The following is a 22,750-nucleotide window of genomic DNA, read 5'->3' as shown; positions in this document are numbered from 1 at the left end:
CGAGAGCGCCACAGCAACGGACGCACGGCAGCCAGGCATGGCGATATGTCCTCACTCAGGGTCCGCGCCCTGGTTCGACGTGACCGGCGACGAGAGTCTCCTGGCTCCCGGATCCGCAGTTCCCCCGGCCTTCCAGCCCGCTCGCGCGTGCCGTGACTTCCGGTGTGGGGGACTGCTCCCCGGTGACAGTGGCGGGACCGCGCCGGATTCGCACCGGCTTCCTCTGCTGTCGCCGTAATTGGCTCCGGCAGTCCACCACGCTCCGCGAACGCCCGTCAACTTGCCGTTGACCTGCGACGGCGCAGTGTGCTGAGGCCCACACCGGGCCCGGCGCAGCACTTCGGGCCGGACACACGTCGTGTGTCCGGCCCGAAGAGGGAGTGCGCGGGGCGGGGCTCAGGCGACGATCAGATAGATCCCGTACGCGACCGCCGCCGCGCACAGCGCGAAGCAGACGTACGCGCCGGTGCGGGCCAGCAGCAGTGAGCCGCCGGAGCCGCCCTGCGTGGCCGGTTCGGGCTGCTTGGAGAGGCCGACGATGCCCAGGGTGAAGAGGCCGACCAGCGCGACGGTGGCGACGAGGGAGACGCCGAAGACGGTGCCGAGGGCTGCCCAGTCGATTTTCATGCTGAATCCTTAAGACGGCGGGCCTGGACGATGGGCCCGGACGGCGGGCCCGGGCGGACCGGCCTGGACGGTCGGCCTAGACGGTGGCGGGTCGCGCCGGGTCCGGGGTGGCTCCGGCCGGGGCCGGAATGGTGGTCTTGAGGTCCTGTGCCGCTGCCTGGGCCGCGGTGAGCGGCGGGCTGACGGCGGCGATGGCCGTGGTGACGACGCCCGCGGGCTCGGCGACGCCGTCCGCCGGTGCGACATCGCCGTGGCCGACCGGCTTGCGGCGCGACAGCATCCAGATCGCCCCGGAGCCCGCGACCAGCAGCGCCGCGACGACCACGACCCCCCAGGTGCCCTGCTTGGTGAGGAATTCCGCGCCCGCGCCGACCAGACCCGCGGCCGGCAGGGTCAGACCCCAGGCGACGAACATCCGGGTGGCGGTGGACCAGCGGACCACGCCGCCCTGGCGGCCGAGGCCCGCGCCCATCACGGCGCCGGAGCAGGACTGGGTGGTGGAGAGGGAGAAGCCGAGGTGCGAGGAGGCCAGGATGACCGTGGCCGCACTGGTCTGGGCGGCGAAGCCCTGCGGCGGCTTGAGGTCGGTGAGGCCGCTGCCCATGGTGCGGATGATGCGCCAGCCGCCCAGATAGGTGCCGAGCGCGATGGCCAGACCGGCGGAGACGATCACCCAGACCGGCGGGTTGGAGCCGGGGTGCAGGACGCCACCGGTGACCAGCGCCAGGGTGATGATGCCCATGGTCTTCTGCGCGTCGTTGGTGCCGTGGGCGAGGGAGACGAGTCCGGCCGAGGCGATCTGACCGGCGCGGTAGCCCTTGGCGGTGGCCTTCTCCTGGGCGTCGTTACGGATCTTCCCGCCGATCCGGTACGTCAGCCTGGTGGCCAGCAGCGCGGCCAGACCGGCGACGACCGGGGCGGCGACCGCGGGGAGCAGCACCTTGGTGACGACGGTGCCGCCGTTGACCGACGACCAGCCCGCCGACATCACCGCCGCGCCGATCAGGCCGCCGAACAGGGCGTGCGAGGAGCTGGACGGCAGCCCGACCAGCCAGGTCAGCAGATTCCACAGGATGGCGCCGACGAGTGCCGCGAAGATGACTTCTGTTCGCAGCCCGCTCTCGTTGACGATCCCGCCGGAGATCGTCTTGGCGACCTCCACGGACAGGAACGCGCCGACGAGGTTGAGAACGGCGGACATGGCCACCGCTGTCTTCGGTCTGAGTGCGCCGGTCGAGATGGTCGTCGCCATCGCGTTGGCGGTGTCATGGAAACCGTTCGTGAAATCGAACACTAGAGCTGTCACGATCACAATCGCGAGGAGCAGCGTGATGTGTTCCATTTACCCAGGCAATCGTTCGACGTCATTGGCACGTGGACCGTAGGCAATCTGAGTGAACAGAAGATGAACTGAACAGGGCGTCACGGTGACTGCAAACGGAGTCGGGTCGCTCTTTTCGTACCCCGCTTGTCCCGCGCGCGCGGCGCGAGTCGGGCGCAGGGCCCTGCGAGGCCTGTTTCGGCCCCTCATTGCCCCTATTTACGAACGTTTCCGATTTGTGATGGTGACGACTTCGGTCGACCGCATGTCTGTTCGCCTTCCGGGCTGACCCGGGCCTCCGTAGCTGACAGGATCTCCGCATGAGCGATCAGCAGCGGGACGCGATCGAACGGGCCTGGGAGGGTGTTGTCGCCACCGCCCGCAGGACGGCGGCGGACGGCCTCGTCGTCGGGACCTCGGGCAACGTGTCGGCCCGGGTCGGCGGGACGGTCCTGGTCACCCCGAGCGGAGTGCCGTACGACCGGCTCGGCCCCGAGGACGTCGTCGGCGTCGATCTGACAGGCAACCGGGTCCTAGGCGAACTGGCCCCGACCAGCGAACTCCCGCTCCACCTCGCGGTCTACCGGAACAGCGACGCGGCCGCCGTCGTGCACACCCACGCAGTGCACGCCACGGCCGTCTCCACCCTGGTTCCCGAGGTCCCCCCGGTCCACTACGCCGCCGCCATGCTCGGTGGCCCCGTCCGGGTCGCGGCCTACGCGCGCTACGGGACCGCGGAACTGGCCGAGAACATGCTCGCCGCCCTGCGGGACCGTACGGGCTGCCTGCTCCAGAACCACGGAACCGTCACCTACGGAGCCACCCTGGACGAGGCGTACGACAGGACCGCCCAGCTGGAATGGCTCTGCCGGCTCTGGCTCACCGCGAGCTCCGTACCCGGACACACGCCGAGCCTGCTCTCCCCGGCCCAGCTGCGGGACGTACAGGAAGCCCTGAAGGGATACGGACAGCCGGGCTGACCCGCTCCCGGCTGTCCCGCCACCCCCTGCCGGGACACCGGACGGCCCCGTCCGCTGGCAGGGTGCGGCACACCCCCCGACACTGGAGCCGTGCGCCCGGCAACAGTCACGGCAGCAGCCGTCACCACGATCCTCGGCGTCGGTGCGGCAGCTGTCGCGGCCGGCCGGTACGCCAGCGACGCCGCACTCAGGGCGCCGTCCGGACGACCGCTCCCCGCCGACCGCAGACTCACCGTGCACTCCACGGCGGCCGGGCAGATCACCCTGACCCGCTCCTTCGCCGCGCTGCGGCCCGGCAGGTACGGACTGGTGGGCGACGACGTCCACGCGGTCGTCGGCCCGGTGATCGAACACGCCCATCACGCCCCCGACACCGTCGTCCGCCGACTGGAGCGGGTCAACCGCGGCAGCCTGGAACCCGGCGCCAAGGTCCGGATCACCCCGCAGCTGCACAGCGGCGACCCCTGCTCGGCCCTCGGCCTCGACCACAAGGAAGTCGAGATCCCCGGCGAACTGGGCGCGCTGCCCGCCTGGTTCCTGCCCGCCGCCCGCGACACCTGGGTCATCACCGTGCACGGACTCGGCACGACCAGGGAACACCCCATGAACGTCATGGAGTTCCTGCACGACCTGCGCCTGCCCGTCCTCGACCTGGCCTACCGCGGCGACGCCGGAGCCCCGCGGTCCCCCGACGGCCTCGCCCACCTCGGCGAATCCGAATGGCGCGACCTGGACGCGGCCGTCCGCTTCGCCGTGCGGTACGGAGCCGACAAGGTCGTCCTGCACGGCTGGTCCACCGGCGCCTCGATGGCACTGCACACGGCCGTCAACTCCGCGCTGCGCAACCGGATCCGCGGTCTCGTCCTCGACTCCCCGGTCCTGGACTGGGTCACCACGCTGCGCGCCCTGGCCGTCGCGCACGGCGTCCCGGCGGCGCTGCTGCCGCTCGCCGTCCGTGCCGCCCAGGGGCAGACCGGGCTGCGTGGCGCCCGGCTCCTGGACGGTTCCCTCGCATCGGCGCTGCGCGTCCCGACCCTGATCTTCCACGGCCCGGACGACACCCTGGCCCCCTGGCAACCGTCCCGCGATCTCGCCGCCCGCCGCCCGGACCTGGTCGCCCTGCGTGCCGTACCGCAGGCTCCGCATGCGGCGATGTGGAATGCCGACCCGGTCCACTACGAAGAGGCCCTGCGGCGCTTCCTCACGCCCCTGATGTGACCTGATGAGAGGGATCGGCCGATTGGTGCCGGACCCCGCCGGACACCCCTCCCCCGCGAATTCGGGTTCCGTTTGGGCTTTCGGGCCGTCAGAGGCAAGACTGCTCCCCGTGACGTCCCGTACTCCGCGCGACTCCAGGCTGCGACTTGTCCGCCCCCGACCCATCGCCACCGCTCGCAAGGCGGTGACCACCCGGCGCACCAGGCCGGCGCCCCGCCCTCCGGAGGGCACCCCGCCCCGGGCGGAACTGGCCCGCCAGGCCAGGACGGTCCTCGCCGACGCCGTACGGATCGCCCACTGGGCAGCCGACGGCGCGTTCCCCGGCGCGCCGCCACCGGCCGCCCAGGCTCTCGAACGGGCCGCGACGGCCCTGGAGTTGTCCCCGGCCCAGGTGCGTTCCGGCTGGGACCGGGCCCGCCTGGCCGGTCTCGTCGAACTGCACGGCGGCACCGCGCGCCCCGGCTGGCGGCTGCGCGCCTGGGACCGCGACGACTCCGCCGTGCTCCGCGGCTGGGTGGCGCTCTTCGACGCCTGGTCGCTCGTCCACCCCGCACCCGAGGGCATCGAGTCCACCGCGGTCGCCGAGGCCGTCGAGGCCGTGCCCCAGGTGCTCTCCCTCCTCCAGCTCTCGGCCGGCCCGGTCACCGTGCCCGCCCTCCTGGACCTGCTCGGCCAGCGCGTCGCCGAACTCCACGAGGAGCGCTGCGAGGTGCCCTACGGACCGCAGCCGCTGCCCGCACCGGCCGCATCCGCCCCCGCCGCACACCCCGCTGCCCTGGTCGCCCTTCTCCTCGACTGGGCCCTGGAAGGACTGGCCGCCGTCGGCGCGCTCACGCTCGGCGCCGGACACGCCACCCTCACCCCGCTCGGCAACTGGGCGGTCTGGGTCAAGCTGGAACAGATCTGCGTCGCGGCCCAGAGCCCCGCCGGGAACATCGAGCAGTCCGCCGCCGACATGCTGCTCGGCTGCGCCCGGCTCACCCCCGGCCCGGCCCGCGGCGAATACCGCGCCTGGCTCGCCGCCCGCCCCGTCGGCAGCGCCGTCGCCGAACTCCTCGCCGTGGCCCGCGGCGAGGACGCACTGCTGCGCGGACTCGCCTTCGAAGCCCTCCGGGTCGTCGGCGCCCCGGCGGAACCCGAGGTGCGCTCCGTCGCCGGCGACCCCTCGCTGCGCCCCTACGCGCTGCTCTGGCTGGCCGAGTACGACGGAACCGACCCCGAGGACGCCCAGGACGTCCTCAGCCGGGATGAGGCCACCTGGCTCTGGGTCGACACCGCGGCGGCCGTCGCCGACCACGGCGAGACCGGCCTGCTGGTCCGCCACCTCGACTCGGCGGTCCAGGGCACGGTGCCGGCGCTGCTGGACGAAGTACGGGCCGTCGGCCACCCGCGCACCGTGCAGGTCCTGGTGGCCCTGGCCGCCGCGCACCCGGACCCCGCACTGGCCAAAGCGGTGCGCCGGGCCGCGTTCCAGGTACACACGGGCGGCGCGTAGCGCGCGTACGACCACGCCGGACGGGCCCGCCCCGAGCCCGTCCGGCCGCGCGTCCTTCGGTGAGCCGGCCACCCCGGCAGGCCGGTCCGCGCGACCGTCCGCCCGGCCGTCAGCCCGCCGACCCCGGTGCGTACGTCCCGAAGGTCCAGACATTGCCCTCCCCGTCCCGCGCCATGTAGTCGCGCGAGCCGTAGTCCTGGTCCGTGGGCGGCATCAGGATCTCCACCCCGTGCTCCACGGCCCGCGCGTGGTGCGCATCGACCTCGTCCACCACGACGTAGACACCGGCGGGGCCCGCCCCCTGCATCGCCTTGGCGAAGACGCCCTCGCGGCCCTTGGAGCCGAGCATCACTCTGCCGTTGCCGCAGGACAGCTCCGCATGGAGAACCTGGCCGTTCTCGCCCTCGTAGACCGCCTCCTCCTTGAAGCCGAGGCCCTCCGTCAGCGTCTTGATCGCGGCCTTCGCGTCGTCGTACAGAATCGTCGGATAGATCGTCGGAACTCCGGCCGGTGTGCCTGCCATGACGCTCACCCCTTCTCGTGCTCCCGTGACCCGTTTCTGCGATTTCTGTGATCTGCGTCTCAGTCTTCCACCCGCCGCTGACAACGGCCCGATTCGGCCCGGCCCGGCTCGGAGCGGCGGCGCCGGGCGAGTGCGGGACACGTCCTGTGAGCGCATGCGGGAAAGCAGTTGCACACCGCCAGTAGAATGACCCGTATGGCAATTCTCCTTGTGCATTAGACGGCGTCGAGACGACTCCGCCCTCGTACCGTCCGCAGTCCACCCGCCTTGGAGTTTTACCGTGATCACCGCTTCCGGCATCGAGTTGCGCGCCGGCGCCCGCATCCTCATCGAGTCCGCCTCCTTCCGTATCGCCAAGGGCGACCGCATCGGCCTCGTCGGCCGCAACGGAGCGGGCAAGACCACCCTCACCAAGTGCCTCGCCGGCGAGGGCAACCCCGTAGGCGGCACCATCACCCGCGCCGGTGAGGTCGGCTATCTCCCGCAGGACCCGCGCACCGGCGACCTCGACGTACTCGCCCGCGACCGCATCCTCTCCGCCCGCGGTCTCGACGAGATCCTGCGCAAGATGCGGGAGAACGAGGAGCGGATGGCGAACGGCAAGGGCGCCACCCGCGAGAAGGCGATGAAGAAGTACGAGCGCCTGGAGACGGAGTTCCTCACCAAGGGCGGATACGCCGCCGAGGCCGAGGCCGCCACCATCGCCGCCGCGCTCAGCCTGCCCGACCGGGTGCTCGGACAGCCGCTCCATACGCTCTCCGGCGGTCAGCGCCGCCGCGTCGAGCTGGCCCGCATCCTGTTCTCGGACGCCGACATCCTGCTGCTCGACGAGCCGACGAACCACCTCGACGCCGACTCGATCGTCTGGCTGCGCGACTACCTCAGGACCTACCGCGGCGGCTTCATCGTGATCTCCCACGATGTCGAGCTCGTCGAGACGGTCGTCAACAAGGTCTTCTACCTCGACGCCAACCGCTCGCAGATCGACGTCTACAACATGGGCTGGAAGCTCTACCAGCAGCAGCGCGAGGCCGACGAGAAGCGCCGCAAGCGCGAGCGGCAGAACGCCGAGAAGAAGGCCGCGGCCCTCAACTCGCAGGCCGACAAGATGCGCGCCAAGGCCACCAAGACCGTCGCCGCGCAGAACATGGCCAAGCGCGCCGAGCGGCTGCTCTCCGGTCTGGAGGCCGTCCGGGTCTCCGACAAGGTCGCCAAGCTCCGCTTCCCCGAGCCCGCGTCGTGCGGCAAGACCCCCCTGATGGCGGAGGGCCTGTCCAAGTCGTACGGCTCCCTCGAAATCTTCACCGATGTGGACCTCGCCATCGACAAGGGCTCCCGGGTCGTCATCCTCGGCCTCAACGGCGCGGGCAAGACCACCCTGCTGCGGCTCCTCGGCGGCGCCGAGAAGCCCGACACCGGCCAGGTCATCGAGGGCCACGGACTCAAGCTCGGCTACTACGCCCAGGAGCACGAGACCCTCGACCCGGACCGCACCGTCCTGGAGAACATGCGCTCCGCGGCGCCCGACCTCGATCTCGTCGAGGTCCGCAAGACGCTGGGCTCGTTCCTCTTCTCCGGCGACGACGTCGACAAGCCCGCGGGGGTGCTCTCCGGCGGCGAGAAGACCCGTCTCGCGCTCGCGACCCTCGTGGTCTCCTCCGCCAATGTGCTGCTCCTGGACGAGCCGACGAACAACCTCGACCCGGCGAGCCGCGAGGAGATCCTCGGCGCGCTGCGCACGTACAAGGGTGCTGTCGTCCTCGTCACGCACGACGAGGGGGCGGTCGAGGCCCTCCAGCCGGAGCGCATCATCCTGCTGCCCGACGGTGTCGAGGACCTGTGGGGCGCGGACTACCGGGATTTGGTCGCGCTGGCCTGATCCCGGCCCGGTCACCGTCTGATCCACTCCGTATGGATCATTCGGCCCATGCGTGATCCATCATCTGCGTGAGTACGTCTCGTACCTCGGCGCGGCGCCCGGCAGGTACCTGCCGGGCGCACCCATGAGGGGCCGCATTCCCCGTGTGGCCCTGACCTGGAGGTTCATCCCGAGGCTGTCCCCACCCGCCCCCGAAGCCCCGCGGAATGAGGGATTCCGGTCGTGCCGGTCCGTTCCCCGGACCGGAATCCGGTTGCACGGACCTTGCCGAATGGGTGGCCAGGAAGCCCCCGAGGGGTGATCATGAGAGTCCAGAGCGCACTTCCCATGAGGAGGCACGGGTGGCCGAGACTCTGAAGAAGGGCAGCCGGGTTACCGGCGCCGCGCGCGACAAGCTCGCGGCAGACCTGAAGAAGAAGTACGACTCCGGTGCGAGCATCCGGGCGTTGGCCGAAGAGACCGGCCGCTCCTACGGATTCGTCCACCGGATGCTCAGTGAGTCCGGAGTCACGCTGCGTGGACGCGGCGGAGCTACGCGGGGCAAGAAGGCCGCCACGGCCTGACGGCCTTCGGCGGATCGGGACAGGTCGTCCGGACCCGTCCCGGGGCTCACCGGTTTCGGCGGTGGCCACCCGGTCGACCAGGTTGTCGACCGGGTGGTTACTGTTCAGTCACTTAGTTCGACATGCTGACTGAACCGATCCGGAGGCGCCCCATGACCTCGTTCGACTCTGTGCTCGACAAGGACGGCGTACGACTCACCGTCGACGACGCGGTTGCCACGGTGACCCTCACCAATCCGGCCAAGCGCAACGCTCAGTCCCCCGCTCTGTGGCGGGCGTTGACCGAGGCCGGACGGGCACTGCCCGGCAGCGTGCGGGTCGTCGTGCTCCGCGGCGAGGGCAAGTCCTTCTCCGCGGGCCTCGACCGGCAGGCGTTCACCCCCGAGGGGTTCGACGGTGAGCCGTCCTTCCTCGACATGGCGCGTGGCCCGGAGTCCGAGCTCGACGCGACCATCGCCGAGTACCAGGAGGCGTTCACCTGGTGGCGCCGCAACGACATCGTGTCGGTCGCGGCCGTCCAGGGGCATGCGATCGGGGCCGGCTTCCAGCTCGCCCTCGCCTGCGATCTGCGCATCGTCGCCGAGGACGCGCAGTTCGCCATGCGTGAGACCAGCCTCGGCCTGGTCCCCGACCTCACCGGCACCCACCCCCTGGTGAACCTGGTGGGGTACGCCCGCGCGCTCGAAATCTGCGCCACCGGCCGCTTCGTGCACGCCGAGGAGGCCGAGCGCACCGGCCTGGCCAACCTGGTGGTCCCCGCCGGTGAACTGGACGCAGCGGCCCGCGACCTGGCCGCCGCACTGCTCGCCGCCCCGCGCGACGCGGTCGTGGAGACCAAGGCGCTGCTGAGCGGCGCCGTCTCCCGTGGTTACGAGGAGCAGCGCATCGCCGAACGCGCCGCGCAGGGCCGCCGCCTGCGCGACCTGGCGGGCATCACCGACTGAGCGGCGGCGGGACCCGCCCCGGCCGCCGGACAGGCGTGATCCTCAGGCGCCCGGCGGGTCGGCCGCGCCCGGCGGTCACGGCCCGGCCCCATGGGGCAGCCGCCCGGTGGGGCAGTCCCGGGGCCGGTCGTCAGTCCCGCTCCACCACCGCCGTGACCAGCACCGTGACCGAGGGATGCCCCTCCACCGCAGCCGCCACCGCGCCCCGCACCGCGCGAGCCACGTCGAGCGCCCGGTGACCCGAGTCCGTCGCCAGCTCGACCCGTAGCCGGCCCGGGCCCGTGTGCACCGCGTTGCCCAGCACCCGGGTCAGCGCCACAACACCGGGAACACCTGCGGCAGCGGCCCCCGCCGCCCCCTCCGCCCCAGGGCCTCTCGTTTGGATCATGCCGGGCTCGCGTGCCCCGGCACCGCGCCTCGCCGCGTTGTCGTCGGTCGCCATGACTCCTTCCCCAAGTTCTCGGCTCCGCTCGTGCAGGGGAGACCCCGTCCGACTCCTTCCTCCGCCTTGCGATGCACGGCCGCGCACCTCGCGGGCCGGTTCGGGTGTCGGCCGTACGGGTGATGTGTCCAGCAGTTCCGTCACCCGGAGATCCACCTCGGCGACCACCAGGCCCAGCCGCTGCCCGGCCGCCGTCAGCAGCGCCGAGCGCAGCTCCGCGGCAGCGGCGGGCAGCGGCACGCCGGACATCGCCGACATGGTCGCCTCCATCCGCAACGGCCCCGGCGGCAGGGCACTCGGCGGTGGCTCCACCTCCGGAGCCGGGGCCCCGTCCGGATCCGCCACCGAGATCCTGAGCTTCCCGAGCACCGGCCCCGGTCCCGGCCCGCCCACCGCGCCGCGCAGCACAGCGACCGCGGCCCGCTCCGAGATCCAGGCCCCGTCCGCCGGAGCGCCCAGCGGAAGCAGCCGGCCGAGGCCGAGCCGCTGCCGTACCGCCGCTGTCCATCCGTCGGCCCTGTGCGGACCGTCAGCCGTCGTCATCTCCCCAGCCTGCCGCATCCACGGCGCGAGACGGGGCAAGCGCACTTAGTGTGGGCAACGAGGTCCAACCTGCCCGAAGGGAAGAGTGGCGATGACCGAGACTCCGCAGCGGAACCGGGCCGAGAGCCCCGACAAGGAAGCGACCCCGCTCATCAAGCGCGGTGGGGGAGACCCGGCCACCCGAGGCCGCACGACCATCGCCGACGGCGTGGTCGAGAAGATCGCGGGAATGGCGGCCCGCGACGTGGTCGGTGTCCATGCGATGGGCAGCGGTCTCTCGCGCACGTTCGGCGCGGTGCGCGACCGGGTCCCCGGTGGTGGCAAGTCCGTCACCCGCGGGGTGAAGGCGGAGGTCGGCGAGTCACAGACCGCCCTCGACCTGGAGATCGTCGTCGACTACGGCGTGTCGATCATCGACGTCGCCCGTGACGTACGGGAGAACGTGATCGCGGCGGTCGAGCGGATGACCGGCCTGGAGGTCGTCGAGGTCAATATCGCGGTGAGTGATGTGAAGCTGCCCGACGAGCCCGATGAAGAGGACCAGTCCGAACCACGTCTTCACTAGCCCTCCGAACCCGTAGGCCTCGGAACCGAGGCAGTTGAGGAGCGCACGATGAGCATGGCGGTGGCCGGCATGGTGGCCGGCATGGCGCTCGGTTTCGCCGGGTACTTCGGCGGATTCGGGGCCTTTCTCCTGGTGGCGGCGTTGGGGGCGGTCGGCTTCGTCGTCGGCCGGTTCCTGGAAGGTGACCTGGAACCCGGCGACTTCTTCCGAGGTCGCGAGCGCGGCGACCGACGGCGGTGACGGCGGTGACGGCGTTGTCGGGGGTGGGCGGCCGGATCGCCTCCGGTGAGCGCGGGGAGACCCGGATCGCCGACCGGGTGGTCGCGAAGATCGCCGCACAGGCGGCGAAGGAGGCGATCGACGAGCCGCCGGAGCAAGGTGCCTCGCCGCGCGCCACGGTCACGGTGCAACGTGACACCGCCCGGGTACGGGTGAGCCTGGAGCTCGGGTACCCCACCGACATCGGCCGCCAGTGCGGCGGGGTGCGTCGGCATGTCGCCGAACGGGTAAGGGCGTTGGCGGGAATGGAAGTGCCCGAGGTCGCCGTACAGGTCGAGCGCCTGCACCCGACGGGAGCGGGCATCGTGGCACAGGGGAGGATCCGATGACCGAGCCCCATGACCCGGAACACCGTGAACAACGGCTGCCCGCCGCCCGGCCCGTCGAAAAAGGGGACGTGCTCGAACTCGACCAGTCCGCCTCGTCCGCCGCGTACGACCCGGTGCCCGCACAGCAGGGGAGCGGCGACAGGGCGGGCCGATTCTGGTCCCCGCGCCGCATCCCCGCGGCGGTCCTCGCGCTGGTGACCCTCGGCGGCGCCGGCCTCCTCCTCTACGACGTGGCGGCGGTACGGGCCGACCGGCCGGCGATGCGGTGGCGCCGCGTGCTGGCCGACGAACTCGCCGAGCGGCCGCTGGACGACGTATGGGTGCTGGCCGGTGCGGCGGCCACCCTGGCGATCGGCCTGTGGCTGTTCGTGCTCGCCGTCACCCCCGGACTCCGCGACCTGCTGCCGATGCGCCGCGACCGTCCCGGCGTACGCGCCGGTCTCGACCGCACCGCGGCGGCACTGGTCCTGCGCGACCGGGCCGTCGAGGTGTCCGGCGTGCAGTCGGTACGGGTCCGGATGGGCCGGGGCAGGGCCGGGGTGCGCGCGGTGTCGCACTTCCGCGAACTCGACGACGTACGGGCCGATCTGGACACCGTGCTCTCCACCGCCATCAGGGAACTGGGGCTGGCCAGGCCGCCCAGCCTGTCCGTGCAGGTCCGCCGTCCGGCGAAGAAGGGGTGAGCCCGTTGCTCAGGACCGTCAACCGGGTGCTGCTCGGCCTGGCCGGGCTGGTGCTGATCTGCGTCGGCGGCGCGGTGCTCGCCGCGGGACTCGGCCTCTCCGTACCGTCCTGGTGGCCCTGGTACGGCAAGGGCGATGTGCTCCTCGGCCAGGCCGACCGGGACCGCTGGCGCGGCGAGGGCTGGTGGTGGCCGACGGTGATCGCGGTCCTCGCCGTCGTGGTCGTCCTCGCCCTGTGGTGGCTGCTGGCCCAATTGCGCCGGGCCCGCCTCGCCGAGGTGCTGGTGGACAGCGGCGACGGCGAGGGCGCGCTGCTGCGGGGCCGGGCCCTGGAAGGGGTGCTCGCCCAGGAGGCGGGGACCTTGGACGGGGTGGCCCGCGCCCAGGTCACGCTCACCGGCCGGCGCAGTGCGCCGCATGCCAGGATCCGCCTGCTGATGGAGCCGCACGCGGCGCCGGACGAGGCGCTCGGCCGCCTCACCGACGAGGCGCTGGCGCATGCGCGGGATTCGGCGGGGCTGGCCGAGCTGCCGGCCGAGGTGCGACTGCGGGCAGTCAAGCACCGTGCGGAAAGGGTGAGTTGACGTACCGTCGGACGGGCTTGAACGGCCGGCCCCGCCCGACGGTACGGAACGAAGCCGGGCCGCTTCGGAGGCCGGTCCGGCTCAGGGCGGTGCCGGCTCGGAAGCCGGTCCGCTTCGGGAAGGCGCGGGTTCAGAAGCCGTGCCGGTAGCCGCCGTCGATCGGCAGCATGATGCCCGTCAGATACGACGCCGCGGGCGAGAGCAGGAATGCCGCGGTCCGGCCGAATTCCTCCGGCGTGCCGTACCGCCGCAGCGGAATGCGTGCCTCACCGGCCGCACGGGAGGCTTCCGCGTCGCCCGAGAGCGTATCCAGCTCACGCACCCGGTCCGTGTCGATCCGGCCCGGCAGCACGCCCACCACCCTGATCCCCCGGGGACCGAGCTCGTCGGCCAGGGACTTGGCGAAGCCGGCCAGGCCGGGGCGCAGCCCGTTGGAGATCGTCAGCCCGGCGATCGGCTCGTACACGGAGCCGGAGAGCACGAAACCGATGACCCCGCCCTCGCCGAGCGTGGCCGCCGCGGCCCTGGCGAGACGTACCGCACCCAGGAACACCGAATCGAAGGCCGACTGCCACTGCTCGTCGGTGTTGTCGGCGAGGAAGCCGGGCGCCGGCCCGCCGACGCTGATGAGAATGCCGTCGAGCCGCCCGAACCGCTCGTGCGCGCTGTCCACCAGACGCTGAGCGGCGGTGGGGTCGGCATTGTCGGCGGCGAGGCCGACGGCGTCCGGCCCCAGTTCGGCGGCGGCCGCCTCGACGCGCTTCTCGTCCCGCCCGGTGATGATCACCCGCGCCCCGTCCTCGGCCAGCGCCCGGGCCGTGGCGTTGCCCAGCCCCCGGGTCGCTCCGGTGACGATGTACACGCGGTCCTTCAGTCCAAGATCCATGGGCCCTATCCTGCCGCCTCGGCCTCCAGCGTGTTCTCCCCGGCCAGGGCCATGGCCGTGCCCACCAGTCCGATGTGGCTGAACGCCTGCGGGAAGTTGCCGAGCTGCCGGCGCCCGACGGTGTCGTACTCCTCGGCCAGCAGCCCCACATCGTTACGGAGCGCCAGCAGCTGCTCGAAGAGGTCTCGGGCCTCCTCGGTGCGCCCCGTCAGGTGCAGGGCGTCGGCCAGCCAGAACGAGCACGCCAGAAAGGCCCCTTCGCTGCCGGGCAGCCCGTCGATCGAGGCGCCGTCCGTGCTGTAGCGGCGGACCAGGCAGCCGCTGCCCAGCTCCTCCCGGACCGCGTCGACCGTCCCGATCACCCGGGGATCGTCCGGCGGCAGGAATCCGGTCCGGGGGATCAGCAGTGTCGCGGCGTCCAGGTTCCGGGAGCCGTAGGACTGCGTGAAGGTGTTCCGTACCGGGTCGTATCCCTTCTCGCACACCTCCCGGTGCACGGCGTCCCGCATCGCCCGCCACCGGTCCGCGTCGCCGGCCAGCGAGGGGTTCTTCTCCAGGGTGCTCACGGCGCGGTCGGCGGCGACCCAGGCCATCACCTTGGAGTGCACGAAGTGGCGGCGCTGGCCCCGGATCTCCCACAGCCCCTCGTCCGGCTCGCGCCAGGTGGACTCCAGGAAGCCGAGCAGGCTGAGCTGCACATTCCAGGCGTGCGGCTTGTCGTCCAGGCCCGCCTCCCGCGCGAGCCGCAACGAGTCGATGACCTCCCCGTACACATCGAGCTGACGCTGGCGGACCGCGGCGTTGCCGATCCGGACCGGGCCGGAGCCCTCGAATCCGCGCAGCCACGGCAGCTCCGCCTCGGGCAGCCTGCGCTCGCCCGCCAGGCCGTACATGATCTGCAGATCGGCCGGATTCCCGGCGACGGCCCGCAGCAGCCAGTCCCGCCAGGCGGCCGCCTCCTCCAGATAGCCGGCCGAGATGAGCGCGCCGAGGGTCAGCGTGGAGTCCCGCAGCCAGCAGAAGCGGTAGTCCCAGTTCCGTACGCCGCCGATCTCCTCGGGCAGCGAGGTGGTGGGCGCCGCCACGATGCCGCCGGTCGGGCCGAAGGTGAGCGCCTTCAGCGTGATCAGCGAGCGGATCACCGCCTCCCGGTACGGGCCCCGGTACCTGCACCGGGCGGACCACGCGGCCCAGTCGGCCAGGGTGTTCTCCAGCGCCTCGAACGGGTCGACGAGTTCGGGGCGGGGCGAGTGAGAGGGGTGCCAGGTCAGGACGAACGCCACCTGCTCGCCCGCGGAGACGGTGAACGACGAGCAGGTCGAGAACTGCTGGCCCCAGGTCTTGACCGACGGCTCGCTGCGCAGCCAGGCCGAGTCCGGCCCCGCGACCGCCACCCGGTGCCCCTGCGAGCGGCGCATCCACGGCACGACCGAGCCGAAGTCGAAGCGCAGCCGGATCACGGAGCTCATCTCGACCGTCCCACTGACGCCCTCGACGATCCGCATGACATCGGGTTCCCGGTCGCGCTGCGGCATGAAGTCGATGACCTTGACCGTGCCGGTACGGGTCTCCCAGTACGTCTCCAGGACGAGGGAGTCACCCGCATAGCCGCGCCGGGTACAGGCGTCGGCGCCCTTCGGGGCGATCCGCCAGTGGCCGTTCTCCTCGTTGCCGAGCAGGGCCGCGAAACAGGCGCCCGAGTCGAAGCGGGGCAGACAGAGCCAGTCGACAGAACCGTTCCTGCCGACCAGGGCGGCTGTCTGCAGATCACCGATGAGGGCATAGTCCTCGATGTGTGGGGTCACGTTCTGGCGTGTTCCCGAACCTGGGCCTCGTTAAGCAGCCCAGCCCCACGAGAGGCAGGGGTCACGTCGGTACGCCGGCCCACGAAGGCGTTCCCGCACCCCGCCGGAGACGGCGTCAGGCCGTCGCGGGCTCCGGCTTCTCCGGCTGTTCCGGCGTCTTCGGCTCGGAGGTGTCCGGTTCCCCGGCGGCGGCCTCCACCCGGTCGCGCTTCTCCCGGCGGGCGAGGACCACGAAGCCCACCGGGACCCCGGCGGCGAACAGCCACCACTGCACGGCGTACGCCATGTGCGGGCCGATCGAGCCGTCGTCGGGGGCGGCGATCAGTTCCGGGGAGTCGCCGGACGGTTCGGGTCCCGTCTGCTCGATGTAGCCGCCGAGCACCGGCCGGGAGAGCCTCTTGGCCTCCTGGGCGCTGTTGATCAGCATCACCTGGCGGTCCGGCAGGTCCGCAATGTCCTTGATGCCGCTGGTACCGGTCGTCTCGTCGGCCTTGAGCCGCCCGGTCACGGTCACTTCGCCCTTGGGCACGGCCGGTACGTCGGGGAACGCGCGCTGGCTGTCGGCGGAGGGCACCCAGCCGCGGTTGACCAGGACCGTGCCGCCGCCCTTGAGGTCGAGCGGGATCAGCACATGGACGCCGATCCGGTCGTCGGTGGAGGTCCTGCGGCGGACGACCACCTCGTGCGCGGTGTCGTACGTGCCCGTGGCCGTCACCGCGCGCCAGTAGTCGGAGCGCGGGACCGTGTGACCCGGCGAGGTGATCGAGGCGACCGGAACCGGTTTCGCCTTGAGGTTGCGGGAGATCAGGGAGTTCTGCGCGACCTTGTGCTCATGCCGGTGCAGCTGCCAGAAGCCCAGCTCGACCATCGTGGGAATCAGTACGAGGGCGAGGAGGGCGAGGATCAGCCACTGCCGGGTCAACAGGAAGCGGTACACCCCATGACGGTACAACTGCGTCATGGGGTGCCTCGCGGAGGGGTGGGGGAAGGGGGCGCGGCGACGGCCGGTGCTCAGACTTTGTCGATGATGCCCACCCTTCCCTCGGCGCGGGCACAGTGACCGCCGCAGAACCAGTGGCCGTCGACCTCGACGCCCTGGCCGATGATCTGGACCCGGCAGTGCTCGCAGATGGGTGCCATGCGGTGAATGGCGCAGGAGAAGCAGTCGAAGACGTGCACCGCGCCCTGCGCGTGCACCTCGAAGGACATGCCGTAGTCGTTTCCGCAAACCTCGCAACGTGCCATGCGCCACAGGGTGGGACGCCGGAGCGGCGGCGGGCGAGCGGCGGGCGGGCGAGTCGCCGCCGGTTCACTCCGATGACCGCGCGGCCGGCTGCGCCGCCGCCGGCGCCACATCGCGCAACAGATGGGTGAACGCGCTCTCGTCCAGGATCGGTGTCCCGAACGACTTCGCCTTCGATGTCTTCGACGTCGCCGCGTCCGGGTCGTTGGTGACGAGCAGGCTGGTCAGCCGGGACACGCTGGTCGCCACGTGCAGCCCGGCCTCCACGGCCCGGTCCTCCAGCAGCTCGCGGTCGATGGAGGTGTCCCCGGAGAACGCCACCCGCATGCCCTGCATGAGGGGTTTGTCCTTCTCGTACCGCCCGGGGTTCGGATACGGGCATGCCGGACGCTTGCGCGAGGGACGCCAGCTGCCCTGACCGTACGAGGGCTGGTAGCCGATCCGCGGGGTGACCGGGGAGTCCGACCACTCGGTCAGCGGCCGGCACTCCAGCAGTGGCAGCCGCACCCCGCCCCGCGCCGCCGCGTGCAGACTGGGCCGGAACGCCTCGGCCAGCACCCGGGCATCGTCCAGCGCGTGGTGGGCGCGCTGCTGCACGACCCCGAAGTGCGCGGCCAGCGACTCCAGCTTGTGGTTGGGCAGTGGCAGCCGCAGCTCCTTGGAGAGCGCGATGGTGCACAGCCGCTGCTCGACGGGGGCGGTGACCGAGGCCCGTGCGTACTCCCGGGCCAGCATCGACCAGTCGAAGGCCGCGTTGTGCGCGACGAGCACGCGGTCCGCGAGCCGCTCGGACAGCTGGGCGGCGACCTCCCGGAAGAGCGGAGCGCCGTCCAGGACCTCGCTGGTCAGCCCGTGGATCCAGACCGGACCGGGATCACGCTGCGGATTGACGAGGGTGTACCAGTGGTCCTCGACATTGCCCCGCGCGTCCAGGCGGTAGACGGCCGCGGACACTATCCGGTCGTCCCGTGCGAGTCCGGTGGTCTCCACGTCGACGACCGCGTACCCCTGCGGGTAGGCGGTCGGCCACGGTGCTGCGGTCTGGCGGTCGTCGAGCATGGTCACAGAGAATACGGGCCGCTGCTGACAGTCTCCTATTCGGCCGTCTCCCGCCCGGGCGCCCGGCGTACGGGGCCGGCCAGCAGCCCCTCCACCAGGGCCCGTACGGAGTCCGCGAACAGCCGGTCCGGATCGGCGGGCCGGGCCAGCGCGCGGGCCAGTGCCGGGTCGTCGTCCGCGGTGGACGCGGCCCACAGATCGCCCTCGCCGGGGGACTGGACGGGGGACCGCTCCCGATTGCGTTCGACGAGCAGGAAGCCGACGGTCTGGAACTGCACCGCCCGCACAGCTGCCGCGGCCCGCGCCCCGCGCAGCCCCGCGGCGTGCACCTCGTGGACGAGGGCCCGCTGTGCGGGGAGGAACATCCGCTCGGTGAGCCCCCGTTCGTGGACCATCGCGATCAGATGCGGCCGGGCGCGCAGTTCGCGGCGCAGGCCGCGGGCGACGGAGACGATCCGGGCCGCCGGGGTCCGGCCGGCCGGGCGGAGGGTGCCCATCTCCTGCACGGTGCGCTCGACGAGGGCGTCCAGCAGCGATTCGCGATTGCCGACGTGCCAGTAGATCGACGTGACCGCGGTGCCCAGTTCGGCGGCGAGCCCGCGCATGGTGAGAGCCTGCGGGCCGTGCCGCCTCACCAGGGCGGTGGCGGTGTCCAGTACCTCTTCGCGGGTCGGCGACGATCGGGCCACAGTGCTCCCAGTGCTTCGAACTCCGTTACGTGCACGCCTATTTACCGTTCCTAGCCAGTGTGCATGAGTGAGTCCTGGACCCACCGCTGCGTACTGGGCGCATCCCGAACGGTGTTGGATGCACTTGGTCCCCGCTTTCGCGTCCCGCTCGGCGGCACGTCTCTGGGGGCGTGGTCCGTTGCGGGTGGGCGTGGTCCGTCACGCCCCGGTGCACCTGGCCTGGCCTGGGCGGTCCGATGCCCCGCACGATCTCTCTGGTCGTGTGGGGGCGGTGCCGTCCTTCCCCAAGCTCTCAACTACGTTCGAGCAGGGGATACCCCATCCCGGACCGGGTGTCCGAGAGCGCGTCGTCCGATCGCGATGCCGGCAGCATCATGACGGGACATCTTTCGCTTGGGGGTGGCCAGCGGTTTCTGCCAGTGCTGGGCACCCCACATCGAGGTGTAGGCGGGGTCGACCGCGACGATGCTCAGGCCGTGTTCGGCGGCCATGGAGACGAGCCGGGCCTTGAGCTTGCCGGTCGGGATACCGGAGATCAGCTGCCGGAACCGTTTCCTGCGGCCGTGCTTCTCGCGGGTCTTCTCGGTGGTGAGGTCGAGGTCTTCGATGGCGATCGCGGTGACACCGGCCTGTTTGGCCCAGTTGATGAGGCGGGTCAGGGCGTGGCGGATCTGGGCGTCGCGGTGGGCGGTGGTGCCGGACAGGTCGTAGGGGAAGCGGTGCGGGTCGCCGACGGGGTTGCCGTGTGGGTCGAGGTGGTAGGCGGCGAAGTGGTCGGCGTTGGTGTCGACGCCGACCACGCCCCGGACCCGGGCCGCCTCCAGCGGGATGGTCTGCACGACGGGGCGTTGCCAGGACGCGGTGAGGTACCAGCGGCCACGGTCCACGTCGAGGTGGATGCGGTAGGCGACGGCCCGGTTCGCGGCGATTCGGTCGGCCCACTCCTGGCCCCGGTGCGCGAACGCCACGGTCGAGGTGAGGGTGTACCGGCCGTGACGGGTGTTGGCCAGGTGCGCGAGCGGGGCAGGCAGCTTGATCGATACTTCGCCGTCCGGGGTGACGCGGATCGTTTCGTTCCCGAACCGTTTGCCGGATTCGCCGTCGGCGGCGATGAACCAGCGTTCCGCCTCCCAGCCTTCCCGCCACTGCTCCTCGGTGAGGTGGGCGTCGGCGAGGTGGTGGCGGGTGTTCAGGAGACGCTTGCCGCCCCGCACGACCCGGACGCGTCCGGCCTGCCGGTCGGCGACAGCGGCATCATGCCGGGCTTCCAGCACCGCGAGACGGCGGGACTTGCGAAACCACTCACCCCGGGAGCGGTAGCCGCCCGCGGCTCGCTTCGTACCCGGCGCGCCGATGGGGAGGGACAGGCGGTGCCGCAGCGTCCCGATCCCGGCCTCCAGATTCCGGATATACGCCGCCTGACAACGGCGGGCCAGCGCCCACTGATCGTGCGTGGCCTTGGTGATCGCACCCGCGATCCGCGACGACGACACCCCGGTCAGGTCCCGCTTACGCGACGCCCAAGAGTCCGGACCGTGCTCCAGGCCATCCGCGCAGCGAACCTTGAGATCACGGGAAGCGAGCGCGCCCTGATACGCGCCGACCGCGCGCAGAACCTTCTCGTCCTGGGGCGTGAGGTGCTTGAGACGGTCCCGGACCGCCACCCCGCACGGCCCCGGCACCACGAAGGCCGCAGCCAACTTCCTTAAACCACCCACCACATCACCTCCCCCTCCAGGCCGGGCAACTGTCACCCAGCCCAACGAGCACCAGCCGCCGAGGTCACCCATTCGAGCCCAGAACTTCCGTTCCCGCCCCGTGAAGCCGCCGACAGGACTCACTCCTGCTCACTACAACGCACCTCAACGCAGCAAACCGACAGCAGCTCACAACCCTTCATTCGCATCGGTGTAGCTGTGTTACAGAACCCGGGCATCGGACAACCGAGAAGGGCGGCTAACCCTCAGCATGCGCGTCTTCGAGTGCGACAACTGCGGACTCGTCATCGACCGGGACGCAAACGCCGGACGCAACCTGGTCGCCCTCGCGGCCCGCACCACAGGTACCGGAGTGGCCGGAGACCTGGACCCCGCCAAGGCGGAGTCGAAGCCCCGTGGAGCCGACCGCAAGACCCGCAGCACCCGCCCGCGCCACAAGGCTGGGACGGGGCGGGCAGGTGCTGCGATCCCCAGCCCCCGGGCCGGGAAGGAAACGGGAGACCGTCAACAAGCCACCAGGACACAACTCACGCCCTGGTGACCCGTTACGGACCATTCCGACGGAATCGCCGGGATCGCTGAGATCACTTGATGATCAAAACAACGGTGAGACCATCCTCGGGTGACGGATACCCAGGCGCATGACGAACCGCACGGCAACGGACTCGGCGCGCGGCTGAACTGGCTGCGCGCCGCGGTCCTCGGCGCCAACGACGGTGTGGTCTCCACCGCCGGCCTGGTCGTCGGTGTGGCCGGAGCCACCGCCGACCGCGGCATCCTGCTCACCGCGGGCCTGGCCGGACTGCTGGCCGGATCCATGTCGATGGCGGTGGGCGAGTACGTATCGGTCTCCACCCAGCGCGATTCGGAGAGGGCCGCACTGGCGACGGAGAAACGGGAACTGAAGGAGGCCCCCGAGGCGGAACTCATCGAGCTGACCGCCCTGTTGGAGGGCAGGGGCCTGAGCCACGAGGTCGCCCGCGAGGCCGCCGTCCAGCTCACCGAACGCGATGCGCTGCGCGCCCACGCGGTGGTCGAGCTGGGCATCAACCCGGACGAGCTGACGAACCCCTGGCATGCGGCGGCAGCGAGCTTCCTGGCGTTCACGGTCGGCGCGCTGCTGCCGCTGCTGGCGATCGTGCTGCCCCCGGCGTCGCTGCGGCTGCTCGTGACCGTGCTGTCGGTGCTGGCGGCGCTGGCAGGGACGGGCTGGTGGAGCGCCCGCCTGGGCGAGGCGACGGCAGGGCCCGCGGTGCTGCGGAACATGGGCGGGGGAGCGCTGGCGATGGCGGTCACCTATGTGGCGGGGGAGTTGCTGGGGGCGGTGGGGGTCTAGCCGGTTGTCCTGACGGGTGCGCTGCTGCGTCCATGACGTCGACCGGTGAGTTCGGCGTCGAGCGTCGGCTGAGCCACGCGCGCATGGCCGCCCTCGACGCCGCGCCGACCAGCGAGGGAACGTGGACGGGCGAACGGCCCTCCGGCCCTCTCGCCCGTCCATCCCGACCGGACCTCCGCTCAGAAGGCCGACGCCGGGAACGTTTCCGCGGCGACGTCGGCGACCGCGTACTACTTGCTGACGGCGAACCGCATCAGGGCATGCTCGTCACCCTGCTTGATCTTCCCCGTCACATTGATCACTTCGAGCTTCCACGTGCCGCCGACCCGCATGGCCTTGGCCACCGCGCAGCCGTTGTCCTGGGTGAGCAGGCTGGGCCATATGTCGGCGACCTGCTGTGAGCTTCCCCCGGTCGCGTCGTAGACCTTGAAACTGATGTTGCGGGCCTTCTGGAAGGAGCTGCCCTTCTTGAAGGCGGCAGCGACGAACACGATCGACGTGATGTTGCTCGGGATGCGCGCGAACTCGACCGTGACGGTCTCGTCGTCGCCCTCCCCGCGCCCGGTCTGGTTGTCGCCGCTGTGCACCAGCGAGCCGTTGCCCATGGGGTCCAGCGAGTCGAGGCCGGCCAGGCGCACCGGGTCCCCGCCCTGCGTGGCGATGGCGATCAGGTCGAGGTCCGTTCCGGCCTTGCGGCGGAGCAGGCCCATGACACCGCCGCTGCTGCCGGCCGTGGGGTCCCAGGACACGCCGATGGACAGATGGGTCACCCCGTCCAGGTCTGCCGGGCCGTCTTCCTTGGTGAGCGTGATCATGCGTGGATCATCCTTTTGTCAGGGGGATTGTCGGAGGGACTACACCACGCAGAGTGTGCCTGGGCGCCTCGGTGGTTCCATGTACGGGTCCCCATGGGCGAGGCGCGTATGAACCCTCTCGGGCTGTCCGGGGGCGGCAACTTTCGGACCCTGCAAGGGGAGTTGGGCGTCCTCGGGAGCTCCGGTGCGGGGATCGCGCGACGCCCGCGTTGGCGGAAGTCACC

Annotated in this window: 24 protein-coding genes, 2 pseudogenes and 1 riboswitch; of the genes and pseudogenes, 13 read left to right on the top strand and 13 right to left on the bottom strand. The window is 71.5% G+C overall.

Going from position 1 to position 22,750, the window contains the following annotated elements:
* Nucleotides 1-93 precede the first annotated feature (93 nt).
* A riboswitch (cobalamin riboswitch) is annotated at nucleotides 94-225 on the bottom strand.
* A 171-nt stretch (nucleotides 226-396) separates the two neighbouring features.
* Both ACFVV1_RS16880 and ACFVV1_RS16875 read right to left on the bottom strand, forming a co-directional pair.
* Nucleotides 397-627 (bottom strand): hypothetical protein, encoded by a 231-nt coding sequence (locus ACFVV1_RS16880; RefSeq protein ID WP_389989970.1) that lies wholly within the window; start codon nucleotides 625-627, stop codon nucleotides 397-399.
* Nucleotides 628-703: 76 nt separating this feature from the next.
* The gene (locus ACFVV1_RS16875) at nucleotides 704-1,969 is read right to left on the bottom strand and encodes an anion permease (RefSeq protein ID WP_389989969.1); all 1,266 of its coding nucleotides are present in this window, start codon (nucleotides 1,967-1,969) and stop codon (nucleotides 704-706) included.
* Nucleotides 1,970-2,268: 299 nt separating this feature from the next.
* Here ACFVV1_RS16875 and ACFVV1_RS16870 point away from each other — a divergent pair, with 299 nt between their 5' ends.
* From ACFVV1_RS16870 to ACFVV1_RS16860, 3 genes are all read left to right on the top strand, one after another.
* Nucleotides 2,269-2,928, top strand: coding sequence for a class II aldolase/adducin family protein (locus tag ACFVV1_RS16870; protein WP_389989968.1), 660 nt, complete (start codon nucleotides 2,269-2,271; stop codon nucleotides 2,926-2,928).
* A gap of 90 nt (nucleotides 2,929-3,018) precedes the next feature.
* On the top strand, nucleotides 3,019-4,146 hold the full coding sequence (locus ACFVV1_RS16865; protein ID WP_389989967.1) for an alpha/beta hydrolase: 1,128 nt from the start codon (nucleotides 3,019-3,021) through the stop codon (nucleotides 4,144-4,146).
* Between the two features lie 184 nt (nucleotides 4,147-4,330).
* Nucleotides 4,331-5,641, top strand: coding sequence for a hypothetical protein (locus ACFVV1_RS16860; protein WP_389990174.1), 1,311 nt, complete (start codon nucleotides 4,331-4,333; stop codon nucleotides 5,639-5,641).
* 109 nt (nucleotides 5,642-5,750) lie between these two features.
* On the opposite strand, the gene ACFVV1_RS16855 is transcribed toward ACFVV1_RS16860, so the two are convergent.
* Nucleotides 5,751-6,164, bottom strand: a complete 414-nt coding sequence (locus ACFVV1_RS16855) for a VOC family protein (RefSeq protein WP_389989966.1) — start codon at nucleotides 6,162-6,164, stop codon at nucleotides 5,751-5,753.
* A 280-nt stretch (nucleotides 6,165-6,444) separates the two neighbouring features.
* On the opposite strand from ACFVV1_RS16855, the gene ACFVV1_RS16850 reads away from it, so the two are divergent.
* From ACFVV1_RS16850 to ACFVV1_RS16840, 3 genes are all read left to right on the top strand, one after another.
* Nucleotides 6,445-8,043 (top strand): ABC-F family ATP-binding cassette domain-containing protein, encoded by a 1,599-nt coding sequence (locus tag ACFVV1_RS16850; RefSeq protein WP_389989965.1) that lies wholly within the window; start codon nucleotides 6,445-6,447, stop codon nucleotides 8,041-8,043.
* A gap of 341 nt (nucleotides 8,044-8,384) precedes the next feature.
* Nucleotides 8,385-8,606: a helix-turn-helix domain-containing protein gene (locus ACFVV1_RS16845; protein WP_018518904.1), complete on the top strand. Its 222-nt coding sequence runs from the start codon at nucleotides 8,385-8,387 to the stop codon at nucleotides 8,604-8,606.
* A 152-nt stretch (nucleotides 8,607-8,758) separates the two neighbouring features.
* Entirely contained in the window at nucleotides 8,759-9,550 is a 792-nt protein-coding gene (locus ACFVV1_RS16840) for an enoyl-CoA hydratase/isomerase family protein (protein WP_389989964.1), read from the top strand.
* A 130-nt stretch (nucleotides 9,551-9,680) separates the two neighbouring features.
* Here ACFVV1_RS16840 and ACFVV1_RS16835 read toward each other — a convergent pair whose 3' ends face one another.
* On the bottom strand, nucleotides 9,681-10,535 hold the full coding sequence (locus tag ACFVV1_RS16835) for a hypothetical protein (RefSeq protein WP_389989963.1): 855 nt from the start codon (nucleotides 10,533-10,535) through the stop codon (nucleotides 9,681-9,683).
* A 91-nt stretch (nucleotides 10,536-10,626) separates the two neighbouring features.
* On the opposite strand from ACFVV1_RS16835, the gene ACFVV1_RS16830 reads away from it, so the two are divergent.
* Genes ACFVV1_RS16830 through amaP form a run of 5 tightly spaced genes read left to right on the top strand, consistent with a single transcriptional unit; the run spans nucleotide 10,627 to nucleotide 12,975 of the window.
* Nucleotides 10,627-11,100, top strand: coding sequence for an Asp23/Gls24 family envelope stress response protein (locus tag ACFVV1_RS16830; protein WP_389989962.1), 474 nt, complete (start codon nucleotides 10,627-10,629; stop codon nucleotides 11,098-11,100).
* A 48-nt stretch (nucleotides 11,101-11,148) separates the two neighbouring features.
* A complete protein-coding gene (locus ACFVV1_RS16825; RefSeq protein ID WP_389989961.1) occupies nucleotides 11,149-11,340 on the top strand; it encodes a hypothetical protein in 192 nt (63 codons plus the stop codon).
* Between the two features lie 14 nt (nucleotides 11,341-11,354).
* Nucleotides 11,355-11,708 (top strand): hypothetical protein, encoded by a 354-nt coding sequence (locus ACFVV1_RS16820; RefSeq protein ID WP_389990173.1) that lies wholly within the window; start codon nucleotides 11,355-11,357, stop codon nucleotides 11,706-11,708.
* The gene (locus ACFVV1_RS16815; RefSeq protein ID WP_389989960.1) at nucleotides 11,705-12,391 is read left to right on the top strand and encodes a DUF6286 domain-containing protein; all 687 of its coding nucleotides are present in this window, start codon (nucleotides 11,705-11,707) and stop codon (nucleotides 12,389-12,391) included. The genes ACFVV1_RS16820 and ACFVV1_RS16815 overlap by 4 nt, the downstream gene beginning before the upstream one ends.
* A gap of 5 nt (nucleotides 12,392-12,396) precedes the next feature.
* Nucleotides 12,397-12,975 carry an alkaline shock response membrane anchor protein AmaP gene (gene amaP / locus ACFVV1_RS16810; protein WP_389990172.1) on the top strand — a complete coding sequence of 193 codons (579 nt, stop codon included), beginning with the start codon at nucleotides 12,397-12,399 and terminating at the stop codon, nucleotides 12,973-12,975.
* A 130-nt stretch (nucleotides 12,976-13,105) separates the two neighbouring features.
* On the opposite strand, the gene ACFVV1_RS16805 is transcribed toward amaP, so the two are convergent.
* The 7 genes and pseudogenes from ACFVV1_RS16805 to ACFVV1_RS16775 form a co-directional block, all read right to left on the bottom strand.
* The gene (locus tag ACFVV1_RS16805) at nucleotides 13,106-13,861 is read right to left on the bottom strand and encodes an SDR family oxidoreductase (RefSeq protein ID WP_389989959.1); all 756 of its coding nucleotides are present in this window, start codon (nucleotides 13,859-13,861) and stop codon (nucleotides 13,106-13,108) included.
* A gap of 5 nt (nucleotides 13,862-13,866) precedes the next feature.
* On the bottom strand, nucleotides 13,867-15,666 hold the full coding sequence (locus tag ACFVV1_RS16800; RefSeq protein WP_389989958.1) for a glycoside hydrolase family 15 protein: 1,800 nt from the start codon (nucleotides 15,664-15,666) through the stop codon (nucleotides 13,867-13,869).
* Nucleotides 15,667-15,781: 115 nt separating this feature from the next.
* Entirely contained in the window at nucleotides 15,782-16,603 is an 822-nt protein-coding gene (locus tag ACFVV1_RS16795; protein WP_389990171.1) for an SURF1 family protein, read from the bottom strand.
* 74 nt (nucleotides 16,604-16,677) lie between these two features.
* Entirely contained in the window at nucleotides 16,678-16,911 is a 234-nt protein-coding gene (locus tag ACFVV1_RS16790; RefSeq protein WP_389989957.1) for a hypothetical protein, read from the bottom strand.
* A 64-nt stretch (nucleotides 16,912-16,975) separates the two neighbouring features.
* On the bottom strand, nucleotides 16,976-17,974 hold the full coding sequence (locus tag ACFVV1_RS16785) for a DEDDh family exonuclease (RefSeq protein ID WP_389989956.1): 999 nt from the start codon (nucleotides 17,972-17,974) through the stop codon (nucleotides 16,976-16,978).
* A 29-nt stretch (nucleotides 17,975-18,003) separates the two neighbouring features.
* Nucleotides 18,004-18,657: a TetR/AcrR family transcriptional regulator gene (locus ACFVV1_RS16780; RefSeq protein WP_389989955.1), complete on the bottom strand. Its 654-nt coding sequence runs from the start codon at nucleotides 18,655-18,657 to the stop codon at nucleotides 18,004-18,006.
* A gap of 50 nt (nucleotides 18,658-18,707) precedes the next feature.
* Nucleotides 18,708-20,375 (bottom strand): annotated as a pseudogene (locus tag ACFVV1_RS16775) (IS200/IS605 family accessory protein TnpB-related protein).
* Between the two features lie 196 nt (nucleotides 20,376-20,571).
* Here ACFVV1_RS16775 and ACFVV1_RS16770 point away from each other — a divergent pair.
* Together ACFVV1_RS16770 and ACFVV1_RS16765 are read left to right on the top strand one after the other, a co-directional pair.
* Nucleotides 20,572-20,916: a zinc ribbon domain-containing protein gene (locus tag ACFVV1_RS16770; RefSeq protein WP_389990170.1), complete on the top strand. Its 345-nt coding sequence runs from the start codon at nucleotides 20,572-20,574 to the stop codon at nucleotides 20,914-20,916.
* Between the two features lie 81 nt (nucleotides 20,917-20,997).
* Nucleotides 20,998-21,711: a VIT family protein gene (locus ACFVV1_RS16765; RefSeq protein WP_389989954.1), complete on the top strand. Its 714-nt coding sequence runs from the start codon at nucleotides 20,998-21,000 to the stop codon at nucleotides 21,709-21,711.
* Here ACFVV1_RS16765 and ACFVV1_RS16760 read toward each other — a convergent pair.
* Both ACFVV1_RS16760 and ACFVV1_RS16755 read right to left on the bottom strand, forming a co-directional pair.
* Nucleotides 21,708-21,791, bottom strand: a pseudogene (locus tag ACFVV1_RS16760) (VOC family protein); the annotation flags it as partial. The gene ACFVV1_RS16765 and the pseudogene ACFVV1_RS16760 sit on opposite strands and share 4 nt — an antisense overlap.
* A gap of 150 nt (nucleotides 21,792-21,941) precedes the next feature.
* A complete protein-coding gene (locus tag ACFVV1_RS16755) occupies nucleotides 21,942-22,526 on the bottom strand; it encodes a TerD family protein (RefSeq protein ID WP_389989953.1) in 585 nt (194 codons plus the stop codon).
* Between the last annotated feature and the right edge of the window lie 224 nt (nucleotides 22,527-22,750).

Source organism: Streptomyces sp. NPDC058092, assembly GCF_042884935.1.
Classification (GTDB): Bacteria; Actinomycetota; Actinomycetes; order Streptomycetales; family Streptomycetaceae; genus Streptomyces.
Note: the sequence above shows the minus strand (reverse complement) of the source record. Positions and strands in the feature narration are given on the sequence as shown.